The sequence below is a fragment of the Asanoa siamensis genome, from assembly GCF_016862555.1.
Lineage (GTDB): Bacteria > Actinomycetota > Actinomycetes > Mycobacteriales > Micromonosporaceae > Asanoa > Asanoa siamensis.
On record NZ_BONE01000031.1, the window covers coordinates 58754 to 71173 of the forward strand.

The 12420-nt window shown below is 71.9% G+C and carries 10 protein-coding genes and 1 pseudogene; 7 read left to right on the forward strand and 4 right to left on the reverse strand.

Annotated elements, in window-relative coordinates:
• Nucleotides 1–184 precede the first annotated feature (184 nt).
• Complete coding sequence (locus Asi02nite_RS19935; RefSeq protein ID WP_203715043.1) at nt 185–3241, forward strand: discoidin domain-containing protein; 3057 nt, start codon at nt 185–187, stop codon at nt 3239–3241.
• On the opposite strand, the gene Asi02nite_RS19940 is transcribed toward Asi02nite_RS19935, so the two are convergent.
• Nucleotides 3238–3609 carry a VOC family protein gene (locus Asi02nite_RS19940; RefSeq protein ID WP_203715048.1) on the reverse strand — a complete coding sequence of 124 codons (372 nt, stop codon included), beginning with the start codon at nt 3607–3609 and terminating at the stop codon, nt 3238–3240. The two genes, Asi02nite_RS19935 and Asi02nite_RS19940, sit on opposite strands and share 4 nt — an antisense overlap.
• Nucleotides 3610–3633: 24 nt before the next feature.
• Nucleotides 3634–4512, reverse strand: a complete 879-nt coding sequence (locus Asi02nite_RS19945; protein ID WP_239126837.1) for an EamA family transporter — start codon at nt 4510–4512, stop codon at nt 3634–3636.
• 69 nt (nt 4513–4581) lie between these two features.
• On the opposite strand from Asi02nite_RS19945, the gene Asi02nite_RS19950 reads away from it, so the two are divergent.
• From Asi02nite_RS19950 to Asi02nite_RS19965, 6 genes and pseudogenes are all read left to right on the forward strand, one after another.
• On the forward strand, nt 4582–5436 hold the full coding sequence (locus Asi02nite_RS19950) for a LysR family transcriptional regulator (RefSeq protein WP_203715050.1): 855 nt from the start codon (nt 4582–4584) through the stop codon (nt 5434–5436).
• Nucleotides 5437–5614: 178 nt separating this feature from the next.
• Nucleotides 5615–5821: pseudogene (locus tag Asi02nite_RS42370) on the forward strand (MFS transporter); the annotation flags it as partial.
• Between the two features lie 76 nt (nt 5822–5897).
• Nucleotides 5898–6530: an MFS transporter gene (locus Asi02nite_RS41705; protein ID WP_275410372.1), complete on the forward strand. Its 633-nt coding sequence runs from the start codon at nt 5898–5900 to the stop codon at nt 6528–6530.
• A 65-nt stretch (nt 6531–6595) separates the two neighbouring features.
• A complete protein-coding gene (locus Asi02nite_RS41710; RefSeq protein WP_239126838.1) occupies nt 6596–6925 on the forward strand; it encodes an MFS transporter in 330 nt (109 codons plus the stop codon).
• Nucleotides 6926–6927: 2 nt separating this feature from the next.
• Entirely contained in the window at nt 6928–7815 is an 888-nt protein-coding gene (locus tag Asi02nite_RS19960) for an SDR family NAD(P)-dependent oxidoreductase (protein ID WP_203715052.1), read from the forward strand.
• A 17-nt stretch (nt 7816–7832) separates the two neighbouring features.
• Nucleotides 7833–8696: a fumarylacetoacetate hydrolase family protein gene (locus Asi02nite_RS19965; protein WP_239126839.1), complete on the forward strand. Its 864-nt coding sequence runs from the start codon at nt 7833–7835 to the stop codon at nt 8694–8696.
• Between the two features lie 60 nt (nt 8697–8756).
• On the opposite strand, the gene Asi02nite_RS19970 is transcribed toward Asi02nite_RS19965, so the two are convergent.
• Nucleotides 8757–11141: an RICIN domain-containing protein gene (locus tag Asi02nite_RS19970; protein ID WP_203715054.1), complete on the reverse strand. Its 2385-nt coding sequence runs from the start codon at nt 11139–11141 to the stop codon at nt 8757–8759.
• A gap of 63 nt (nt 11142–11204) precedes the next feature.
• Entirely contained in the window at nt 11205–12419 is a 1215-nt protein-coding gene (locus tag Asi02nite_RS19975; RefSeq protein ID WP_203715055.1) for a mandelate racemase/muconate lactonizing enzyme family protein, read from the reverse strand.
• Nucleotide 12420: the final 1 nt, after the last annotated feature.

Sequence of the window (12420 nt, forward strand, 5' to 3'; positions counted from 1 at the left end):
CCTGCGGGGACGGAAGCAGGGGTGAGAGAGCGCTCTCAGGCGCAGACGCTCGTCCCCGAGGGGTGGCCTTGTCAAGAGGCAATTCGACAACGCCGAATATTCGTCCCCTTGACTGGCGAGCCGCGAGTCGTGAACCTGTTGGAGAGCGCTCTCCAAGTTCGTCCGTCCCCGAATAGGAGTGCACATGCCAGCCCCACCCCGCCGCCGGCTGCTCGTCGCCGGCGCGATCCTCGCCATGCTCGCCACCGGGGTCCCCGCGACCCCGGCCGTAGCCGCCGGCCCCCTGATCTCCCAGGGCAAGCCGGCCACGGCCTCGTCCACCGAGAACGCCGGCACCCCCGCCTCCGCCGCCGTCGACGGCAACCCCGGCACCCGCTGGTCCAGCGCCTTCAGCGATCCCCAGTGGCTCCAGGTCGACCTCGGCGCCACCGCCGCGATCGACCAGGTCGAACTCGTCTGGGAGTCGGCCGCCGCGTCCGCGTTCCAGATCCAGGTCGCCGCCTCCGCGACGGGCCCGTGGCAGACCGTCTACTCCACCACCACCGCGACCGGCGGCACCCAGACCCTCGCGGTCACGGGATCCGGCCGCTACGTCCGCATGTACGGCACCGCCCGCACCAGCGGCTGGGGCTACTCGCTCTGGGAGTTCCGTGTCTTCGGCACCACCGGTGGCGGCGGCCCCACCGACCCGCCACCTGCCGGCGGCACCCCGATCTCCGCCTTCAAGACCGTCAACGCGTCCTCGTACGAGGGCGGCAACGCCCCCGCCGCGGCCGTCGACGGCCGGACCACCACCCGCTGGTCGAGCCAGTACAGCGATCCACAGTGGATCAGCGTCGACTTCGGCGGCACCGCCAGCATCAACCAGGTCGTCCTCACCTGGGAGAGCGCCTACGCCTCCGCGTACCGCCTGGAGACCTCGACCAACGGCACCACCTGGACCAGCGTCTACAGCACCACCGCCGGCCGCGGCGGCACGGAACGGCTCGCGGTCACGGCGAGCGGCCGCTTCCTGCGCCTCTACGGCACCGCCCGCGCCACCGGCTACGGCTACTCGCTGTGGGAGTTCCAGGTCTTCGGCACCGTGGACACCAGCGCGACCAGCCCGCCGCTGCTCTCCGGACCGACCCGCCCGCCGGCGACCACCGGCCAGTTCGCGCTCAGCGCACCCGCCGACGGCGCGATGGTCACCACCACCCGCCGCCCGGCAATGTCCTGGGCCGCGGTCGGCGGCGCCACCCGCTACCAGGTCTGGATCAACGTCAGCCGCACCGACTACGACTTCGCCGCGACCGGCAACCTGATCGACCTCTACACCCGCGTCGCCGAGGTCACCGGGACGTCGTACACGCCGACCTGGGATCTATCGGATCGTTGGACCTACAAGTGGTACGTCACCGCCGGCAGCACGACCAGCGCCATCCGCCGGTTCAGCGTCTACGTGCCCACCCTCGAAACGGTCGCGGACGGCATCAACGTCGTGGCCGGCGCCCGCGACCTCGACCGCAACGGCACGATCGCGCCGTACGAGGACTGGCGCCAGCCGATCGAGACCCGGGTCAACGACCTCCTGGGCCGGATGACGGCCGAGGAGAAGGCGTACCAGATGTTCTACAACGCCCAGGCGTTCCCGCGCGCGGGCTGGCACTTCGGCCCGGCCGGCGCGGCCGACCTGCACGCCGCGCTGCTCGGCTCCTCGGGCACCCGGCTCGGCATCCCGTTCGTCTCGGCCGGCGACACCATCCACGGCTACCAGACCACCTACCCGACGCAGAGCGCGCTGGCCGCGGCCCGCAACTACCCGCTGCAGTACAAGCTCGGCGACATGCAGCGCCGCGAGCAGCTCGAGGTCGGCACCCGCGGTGTGCTCGGCCCGCTGGCCGAGGTCGGCACCAAGGTGCTCTACCCGCGCATCCAGGAGGGCAACGGCGAGAACGCGGTCGTGGCCGCGGCCCAGGTGCGGGCGCTCGTCGCGGGCCTGCAGGGCGGCCCGGAGCTCAACCCGCGCTCGGTGCTCGCCACGGTCAAGCACTGGCCGGGCGAGGGCGCGGGTGGCGAGGCGCTGATCGTCTACGACGGGGTCACCATCAAGTACCACCTGATCCCGTTCCGGGCGGCGATGGAGGCGGGCGCCGTCAACATCATGCCCGGGTACGCGGGATCGTCCTTCCTGGACCCCGGTGGCCCCGGGGCCGGTGACAGCGCGCCGATCCTCGCGTACCTGCGACAGAATCTGGGTTATCAAGGCCTGATCACCACCGACTGGCTGCCCTGGGGCGCGTGGGTCGGCGCGGCGCGGGCCGGCTCCGACGTGATGGGCGGCGCCGACCCGGGCGCGACCGGCTTCTCGATGGGCACCTTCATCAGTTCCGTGGGCGCGGCGCGGATCGACGACGCCGTGCGCCGGGTGCTGCGGATCAAGTTCCAGCTCGGCCTCTTCGAGAACCCGTACGGCGACCCGGTCAACGGCCCGTACCGGATGCACCAGCCGTCCTACACCGCCCTCGCCAACCAGGCGTCGCGTGAGGCCATGACGCTGCTGAAGAACGACGGTGCGGTGCTGCCGCTGCGACTGGCGGCCGGCGACACGGTCGTGGTCGCCGGGCCGCGCGCCACGGACACGTCCGCGTGCTGCATCTGGACCAGCTACTTCCACCAGGAGTACGGGTCGCTGACGATGCTGGACGCGATCCGGGCCAGGGGCGCGCAGGCCGGCGTGAACGTGGTCTCCGGCGACGCGCCGAACCCGAAGCTGGCGATCGTCGCGGTGGGGGAGGGTTCCTACACGCACGGGACGCAGTGGGTGAAGGAGCAGCCGTACCTGCCGCCGGACCAGCTCGCCCTGATCCGCAACTTCCGCGCCCGGGGGATCCCGGTGGTGGTCGCGCTGGTCATGCCCCGCCCGTACGTGATCACGGAGTGGCACGACCAGGCGAACGCGATCGTCGTCACCTACCGCGGTGGCGAGGAGATGGGGCCGGCGCTGGCCAGCCTGCTCTTCGGTGACTACGCGCCGACCGGCAAGCTGCCCTGGCAACTGCCACGCAGCCTGACCGACGTGCTCCGCCCGGGCGGCAGCGACGTGCTGGCGGACGCGACCGAGGCCTGGGACCTGCCCTACGACCTCGGCGCCACGGCCGCCCAGCGCACGACGCTGCGGTCCCAGATCGACGCCGGCCAGCAGCCGACGCCGACGGGCAACCCGCTCTACCAGTACGGAGCGGGGCGCACCGGCTTCTAGCCCGGTCGGGTCTCGGTCAGGGCGAGGTTGTGGCCGTCCGGGTCACGGAAGAACGTCATCCACAGCTCACCCGTGTCGTCCCGGTGCACCAGGTGCGGCTCGTCGAGGAAGGAGACCCCCTCCTTGGCGAGCCGCTCCCGCTCGGCGACCAGGTCGTCGACGGTGAAGTAGAGCGTCACCTTGCTGGCGAACGCCTCGGACTCGGGCACGCCGAGGTAGAGGCGGACGTCGCCGCTCTGGAAGAACGCCATCGACTGCCCCGGCACGTCGAAGAGGAACGGGATGCCGAGCACGTCCCGGTAGAACCGGACCGACCGCTCGAGCTCGCTCACGCTGACGTGGATCTGGGAAACCGCACCAACCGACATGCCTCTCAGCTCACCAGTCGTCGCTCAGCGTCGCAAGCGGACACCCGCGCGGACCGCGCCCACGCTCGCGGCGATGACGAGCGCGATGGCCAGCGCGTCGGTCAGGCCGAGCCGCTGGTGCAGCACGAGCCAGCCCGCGAGCGCCGCGAGGGCGGGCCCGAGGCTCGTCAGGACGGCGAAGGTCGCGGTGGGCATGCGGCGCAGGGCGGTCAGTTCCAACGTGTACGGCAGCAGCGAGGAGAGCACCGCGACCGCCGTGCCGAGGGCCAGCACGTGCGGGTGGAGCAGGGCCGCCCCGCCGTCGGTGACGCCCAGCGGCAGGGTCAGCACCGCGGCGGCGGCCATGGCGAGGGCCAGGCCGTCGAGCTTCGCGAAACGGGCGCCGACGCGGGCACTGAGCAGGATGTACGCGGCCCACATGGCGGCGGCGCCCAGGGCGAAGGCGACGCCGGCGAGGTCCAGCCGGCCGAGGCCGGTGCGGCCGAGGAGGGCGACGCCGGCGAGGGCGATGCCGGCCCAGGCCCAGCTCGCCGCCTTCCGGGCCGTGACGACCGAGAGCCCCAGTGGCCCGAGCACCTCGAGGGTCACCGCGAGGCCGAGCGGGATGCGGTCGATCGCGTGGTAGAAGAGCGTGTTCATGCCAGCCAGGGCGACGCCGAAGCCGCCGGCCAGGGCCCAGTCGGCGGCGCCGCGGCCGCGCAGCCGGGGCCGGCAGACGGCGAGCAGGACCACGGCGGCGATGGTCAGGCGCAGGGTGACGACGCCGCCGACGCCCGCCTGGGGGAAGAGCAGGGCCGCGACCGCGCTGCCGAACTGGACGGACAGGGCGCCGGCGAGGACGAGGGCCACCCCGCCGTCGGCGCGAGTCCGGGTCGCGGTCGGCGGGGTCAGCACGGCGGTCACGAAACGACGGTAAGGTCGGCCGCCGTACGCCCGGAAATGCCGATTTCCCTGGGCTTATGCTTCTAGGTTATGACCGTCGACCTCCGGCATCTGCGGGCCTTCCTGGCGATCGCGGACGAGGGCTCGATCACCCGCGCCGCGGCCCGGCTGCACGTGACCCAGCCGGCGCTGTCGCGGACGCTGCGCCAACTCGAGGAGCACCTGGGCGCCCGGCTGGTCGACCGGTCCACCCACCACCTGCGGCTGACCGCCGCCGGGCAGGCCTTCCGGGACCGCGCGGCGGCCGCGGTCGCCGCGGTCGACGACGTGCTCGACCCGGCCCGGGTGGGCAACGCGCCGCTGCGCCTCGGGCATGCCTGGTCGGCGCTCGGCGCGCTCACCACGCCGCTGCTGCGCCGCTGGCGGGAGCGTCATCCGGAAACGCCGCTGGAGCTGATGCGCATCGACGACCGCACCGCCGGCCTGGCCCGGGGCCGGGTCGACGTGGCGATCCTGCGGGGACCGGTGGACCTGCCCGGGGTGGCCGTCACGCCGCTGCTGCGCGAGGGCCGGGTGGCCGCGGTCCCGGCCGACAGCGCCCTGGCCGCGGCGGCCGCCCTCGGTCTCGACGATCTGGCGGACCAGCCGATCGCGGTCAACAGCCGCAGCGGCACGACGACACTGGAACTCTGGCCGCCGTCCCGCACCCCGGCCGCGACGGTCGAGGTGGCCAACACCGACGACTGGCTGGCGGCCATCGCCGCCGGCCGCGCCGTGGGCGTCTCCACCACGGCCACGGCCGCGATGTACCCGAACCCGGCGGTGGCGTACGTGCCGCTGGTCGACGCCCCGGAGATCACCGTCCACCTGGCCTGGCGCTCGCCACCGACGCACCCGGCGGTGGCCGACCTGGTCGCCCTCGCCCGGGAGGTCGCCGCAGCCTGATATGCGCGGAATTACGGCGCAAAGCCCACAGAATGGAGCGGTGAGCGCCGCGGGGGAGCTGGGCACGATCCGCACCAACGTGCCCGCCCGGCTCGACCGGCTGCCCTGGGCGCGCTGGCACTGGCTGATCGTGATCGGACTCGGCACCGTCTGGATCCTCGACGGGCTCGAGGTCACCATGGTCGGCAACCTCTCGGGCCAACTCGCCAAGCCCGACAGCGGCATCGACATCTCGCAGTCGCAGATCACGGGCCTCGCCGCCGCCCTCTACGTCGCGGGCGCCTGCACGGGCGCGCTCTTCTTCGGCTGGCTCACGGACCGCTACGGCCGCAAGAAGCTGTTCATCATCACGCTGGCCGTCTACCTGGTGGCCACGGGCCTGACCGCCCTGTCCTTCGAGGCGGTGGTTCTTCCTGTTCCGGTTCCTGACCGGCTTCGGCATCGGCGGCGAGTACGCGGCGATCAACTCGGCCATCGACGAGCTGATCCCGTCACGCCACCGCGGCCGGATCGACATCATCATCAACGGCACCTACTGGGCCGGCGCGGCCGCGGGCGCCCTGATCACCATCCCTTTGATCAACTTCCTGCCCACCGAACTCGGCTGGCGGCTCGCCTTCGCGGTCGGCGTCGCGCTCGGCCTGGTGATCCTGCTGGTCCGCCGCAACGTGCCGGAGAGCCCACGCTGGCTGTTCATCCACGGCCGCGACCAGGAGGCCGACACCCTCGTCGAGGGCATCGAGCAGGAGGTCGAGCGGGAGACCGGCGCCCGGCTCGATCAGCCCGACCAGTACCTGACGATCCGCCAGCGGCACTCGATCGGCTTCGGGACGATCGCCCGGACCATGGTCCGCAGCTATCCGAAACGGACAGTGCTCGGCTTCTCGCTCTTCGTCGGCCAGGCGTTCCTCTACAACGCGATCACGTTCGGCTTCGCGCAGATCCTGGAGACGTTCTTCGGTACGCCGTCCGGCAGCACCGGCTACTACTTCGCGGTGATCGCCGTCGGGAACCTGCTCGGGCCGCTGCTGCTCGGGCCGCTCTTCGACACCGTGGGGCGCAAGCCGATGATCGCCGGTACGTACCGTACCTGATCTCCTCTGTCTCGCTCCTGATCACCGCCTGGCTGTTCAACGAGGGCCATCTCAACGCCGTGACCATGACGGCCGCGTGGTCGTTCGTGCTGTTCTTCGCCTCCGCCGGCGCGAGTTCCGCCTACCTCACCGTCAGCGAGGTGTTCCCGATGGAGACGCGGGCGCTGGCGATCGCGTTCTTCTACGCCATCGGTACGGCTGCCGGCGGGATCACCGGACCCTTGCTCTTCTCGAAGCTGGTCTCGACCGGCGTCGTCACCGACACCGCCTGGGCGTTCACGATCGGCGCGATCCTGATGGGCCTCGCCGGCATCGTCGCGGCGTTCCTCGGGGTCAAGGCCGAACGCCGCGGGCTGGAAAGCATCGCGACACCGCTCACCGCCCAGGAGGCCTGAGAATGCCGTTCGACGCCCGGACCACCGCGGAAGAGGTGCTCGCCGGCGTCTCGCTGGCCGGGCGGCGGGCGCTCGTGACCGGCGGCGGGTCCGGCATCGGGCTCGCGACCGCGCGGGCGCTGGCCGGCGCCGGCGCCGACGTCACGATCGCCGTCCGCGATCCGGCGCAGGGGCGGGCCGCCGGGGTCCGGTGGGAGCTGCTCGACCTGTCCGACCTCGGCTCGGTGCGGGCGTTCGCCAACCGCTGGGTGGGGCCGCTGCACATCCTGGTCAACAACGCCGGGATCATGCGTACGCCCGAGGCGCACACCGCGGACGGCTGGGAGTCGCAGTTCGCCACCAACCATCTCGGACACTTCGCGCTGACCGTCGCCCTGCATCCGTGGCTGCTGGCGGCCGACGGCGCGCGGGTCGTCGCGGTCACCTCGGCGTCGCACCTGCGGGCGCCGGTCGACTTCGACGACATCAACTTCCGGCGTCGGCCCTACGACCCGACCGTCGCGTACGACCAGTCCAAGACCGCGAACATCCTGTTCGTGGTCGAGGCGGCGCGGCGCTGGCTGCACGACGGCGTGACCGTCAACGCGGTCAACCCCGGCGGCGTGCGGGGCAAGCTGCAACGGCACCTCTCCGAGACCGAACTGGCCGAGCTGGACTCGCGTGCGGCGGCGGGACCAGGGTGGAAGACCCCGTCGCAGGGGGCGGCGACCTCGGTCTACGTGGCCAGCGCGGTCTCGCTCGCCGGCGTGTCGGGCCGCTACTTCGAGGACTGCCACGAGGCCGGCCTCAACCAGCCCGGCACCTTCACCGGCGTGGCGCCGTACGCGATGGATCCGGCGAACGCGGCCCGGCTGTGGGAGATCTCCGCGGCGGCGGTCGGGATGGGGTAGCGCCTAAGCTGCCCGTCATGCACATCGTCCGATACCGCCTGGAGCACGACGACACCGCCCGGATCGGGGTGCGGTCCGACGGGGTGCTGCGCGCGCTGCCCGCCGTGCCGTCCATGGCCGCCCTGCTGCGCCTGCCGCTCGCCGACCTCCGTGGGGCGCTCGCCGCGCCGGGTGAGGTGGTCGAGGGAGCGGCCCTGCTCGCGCCCGTCGACGGCGGCACGGAGGTCTGGGCCGCCGGCGTCACCTACCTGCGCTCGCGCGAGGCGCGGATGGAGGAGAGCACGGAGGCCGACATCTACGGCAGGGTGTACGACGCGGCCCGGCCCGAGCTGTTCTTCAAGTCGGCGGCCTGGCGGGTGGTGGTCGACGGCGACCCGGTCGCCATCCGCGCGGACTCGGGCCTCGACGTGCCCGAGCCGGAGTTGGCGCTGGTGGTCAACGCTCTCGGCGAGATCGTCGGCTACCTGGTCTGCAACGACATGAGCTCCCGGTCGATCGAGGGGGAGAACCCCCTGTACCTGCCACAGGCCAAGGTGTACGCGGGCGCGTGCGCGCTGTCGGCCGGCATCCGCCCGGCCTGGGAGGTGGCCGGCGACGACCTGCCGGTCGCGGTGCGGGTCACCAGGGACGGCGTCGCGGTCTGGTCGGGCACGACCTCGACGGCCCGGATCAAGCGGCCGCTGGCGGAACTGGTCTCCTACCTGTTCGCGGCCGACAACTTCCCGGACGGCGCGGTCCTCTCGACGGGCACGGGCCTGGCCCCGGCGATGGACTTCACGCTGCGCCCGGACGACGTCGTCACGATCACGATCGACGGCGTGGGCGAGCTGACCAACCCGGTCGTGATGGGCAAGGAGCACTTCGCCCACCTGCGTCCCTGACCCGGTTCGACCGACGGCTCGGGCACCCGGATGAGGTGCCCGAGCCGTCGCCGCGCCCGCTCAGCCCCGCAGGCTCCACTGCTGGTTGGTGCCGCCGTGGCACGACCAGAGATGGAGCTTCGTGCCGTTGGCGGTGCCGTTGCCGCTGGCGTCGAGGCACAGCCCCGACAGCGCGCTGGTGATGGTGCCGTTCGTGTTGACGTTCCATTGCTGGTTGGACTGACCGTTGCAGTCCCAGATGATCGCGGCGGTGCCGTTCGCCGTTCCCCGGTTCGAGGCGTCCAGGCACTTGTCGCCGTACACGGTGAGCTGTCTGCCCGCGGTGTGGGTCCACCGTTGGTTGGCCCCACCGTTGCAGTCCCAGAGCTGAGCCTGGGTGCCGTTGGCCGTCGTGGTGCCGGGGATGTCGACGCAGCGCTGCGAGGCAACGCCGACCACCGTGACGCTGCCCGGACTGGTCGTACCCCGCGGCCCGGCCGCGGCCATCACGGACTGCGCGCCCGACGGCCAGTTGCCGTTGGTCACGGTGACGTTGCCGGAGACGACGTTGCCGCGGTCACCGTTGGTCACGTTCGTGCTGCCGTTGGTGGACCAGTTGCCGGTGACCGTGAAGTTGCCCATGTTCTCGGCGAACCAGTAGTTGGCGGTCGCCCAGGTGCCGGTCGACGAGAACACGTTGGTGCGGGCGGTGTAGTAGCGGGAGCCCTCGTCGAAGTAGACGCCGAAGTAGCCGTTGGTCCGTAGGCAGTAGTTGTCGCTGATCAGCCCGCCGGGGTTGGCCGACAGCGTGTAAACGCATCCGCCGTCGTTCATCTGCTGCATCACGTCGTGCACGTAGTTGCCGACCAACCGGTTGTTGGCCGCCGTCGTCGCCGTCGAGTAGCGCGGCTGGTAGTTGTAGAGACCACGGTCGGCGTAGTGGTTGCTGCCGCCGGCGTCGTTCGAGCCCCAGCCGTACCCGATGGACATTCCGGTGTAGGGCATGTTGTAGACCTCGTTGTGCAAGATCGTGGCCGTGTTGACGTACGTGGTGAGCACCGAGACGATGCCGCGGTACTCGATGCCCAGGTCGTGCAGGCGATTGTCGCTGATCGTGATGTCGCGGTTGACCATCCGTTGGTCGCTCGGGTGGTGGGCGTCGGCGCGGACGCCGCCGACCACGATGCCGCCGGCCGCGTTGCGGGCGACCTCCGAGCGGGTGACGGTGATGTTGCTGGCGCCGAGGCCGACGCCGCTCGTGTGACCGTTGGCGTCGTTGCCGATGCCGATGGCGGTCTGCCCGAGGTTGACGAACCGGGAGTCGCTGAAGGTGATGGTGTTGGCCGCGGAGACCTGCACGGCAGCCGGCATCTGCTGCCAGTTGGGCCGGGTCGCCTCGAACTGCGGGCAGCCGTTGTGGCAGGAGCTGAAGCTCGGCCAGCTCCAGTTGCCGGCGATGTAGGCGCCGGTCTGCTGGTCGACGTAACCCTGGTTGCTGCTCGCGCCCAGCCAGGTGGTGCCGGTGAAGGTGATACCGCGCAAGGCGAGGTGGTGGGCCGGGGCGGCGTAGGTGCCCCCGACGTTCACCAGGGACTGCAGCGTCGGCAGCTCGACGGCGACGCTGCCCATGTTCTGCCCGCCCAGCGGAATGTACGACAGCGCACCGGTGCCGGGGTCGAGATGCCACTCACCCGGCGCGTCCAGGAACTCGTACGCGTTGCTGAGATAAAGCGGGCCGGCCCGGTGCGGGCTGGTGAAGGTGTCGTACCCGAAGTTGTTGTTGCTCCACCCCGGTTGCTGCATCGTGATCATGTTGCCGCTGATGCTCTGCACCGAGACGTAACGGTCCGTGAACGAGTTGACGCTCTCCATCTGGACGCGGCTCTTGGCGGCCAGGTTGTTGAGATAGCCGAGCGCCGGGTTGGTGAAGCTGAGACCGGAGCTGGAGGCGGTGAAGTCAGCCCGGTTGACCTGGGTGCGGGCCCGGGTGGCGAGCGCGCCGTCGACGTAGAGCTGCCGGCTGTCGATCCCGGCACCGACGTTGGCGCGCCAGATGTTCCGCCCCTGGTCGGCGAGCGTCCACCCGGTGACGGCGCGCGCGCCGCTGATCACCGGTTGGGCGGCCGGGGCCGCCTGCCAGGTCACGGTGTAGCCGTTGGATCCGGAATCGGCGGCCGAGAACCGCAACGGCGTGGCGAGCCGGTAGGTGCCGCCGGCGAGCTGCACCACGATGTCGCCGGTCATCGCGCCGGCCAGCGACCGGACGCGGGACTGCGCCGCGGGCAGCGAGCACGGTTGCGCGGACGTGCAAGCCGTGTCACCCCCCGACGGTGCGGCGTACAGGGTGGTGGTCGCCGCGCGGGCGGGGGCGGCCGGTGCGACCAGCACGAGGGCCGCGGCGGTCAGGGCGGTGACCGCCGCGGTCGACGCCGGCCGACGAACGGCGGCGGGTGAGGATCCGAACATGGGACCTCCTGATGCGTGATGGGACGGGAAGGGCGGTGCCGTCCTCCGCCGGGTCACCCGGAGTCAGACCGCGACGCCGCCCGGTGCGGGTGGCGCGGCCAGGTGCCGGACCCCGGCCGGCGCCGGCCGGTGAGCGGCGGTGGCCAGCAACCGGCGCCCCGCGTCGACGGGCCGCACGTTGGGGCTGTCGGCCGCGTTCCCGTCGACGAAGCGGGCCGATGCCGCCACCGCCGGCTCGTCGATCTCGAGCCCGAGGCCGGGGGAGTCGCCGAGCACGAAGGCGCCGTCCTCGACGGAGACGTCGAGCGAGACCCCCACCGGCGGCCGCAGGTCCTGCAACTCGCTGGCGAGGTGGTTCGGAACGGCCGTCGCCGCGTGCAGCAGGCCGATCGGGGTCGTGCCGATGGGGCTGACCGGCAGGTCATAGGCGTGCGCCAGTGCCGAGACCCGCAGGAAATGGGTGATCCCCCAGACCGCGGCCGTCTGCACGATGTCGACCGCCCCGGCCGTGATCAGCGGGCGGAACTGCTCGAGTCCGGTGAGGTTCTCGCCCGTGGCGACCGACGCCCGGACCCCGCGCCCGACCGCGACGAGGCCGTCGACGTCCCACCGCCGAACCGGTTCCTCGATCCAGATGAGGTCCACGGCCCGCTCGATCTCGTGGACGTGCCGCACGGCCTGCTTGCGGGTCCAGCACTCGTTGGCGTCGAGCATCAGGCCGGGTCGCCGCCCGTGTGCGGCGTCGGTCAGCAGGTCGCGCACCAGGAGCAGACGGCGCAGGTCGTGCTCGACGTCCAGGCCGCCTTTGAGCTTGGCCGCCCGCAGCCCATGCTCGGCGTAGTCGGCGTAGGTGGTCGCGAGGTCGGCGTCGGTCAGTCCGATGTCGAGGCCCGAGGCGTAGGCGGGGACCGCGCGGTCGCGGCCGCCGAGCATGCGCCAGAGCGGTTCACCGGCCGCGCGTGCCTTGATGTCCCACAGCGCGGTGTCGAGCGCACCGATGGTCCCGAAGACCGCACCGGCGTGACCGGCCTTGAACGTCTGGCGCAGCATGCGGTCGTACAGCGCCGCGACACCGCGTGGGTCCTCGCCCTCGATGGCCGCGAAGACGGTGTCGAGGTGGCTGTGGGGGCCCAGCCCGATGCCCGTGATCCCCTCGTCGGTGTCGACCATGATGATCGGCACCGGGACACCGCCGTCGGCGAAGACGCCGTTGGCGTCACCGACGGCGCGACCCCACTCGTGGACCGTCGTCAGTGTCCGAAACCCGGTGATACGCATG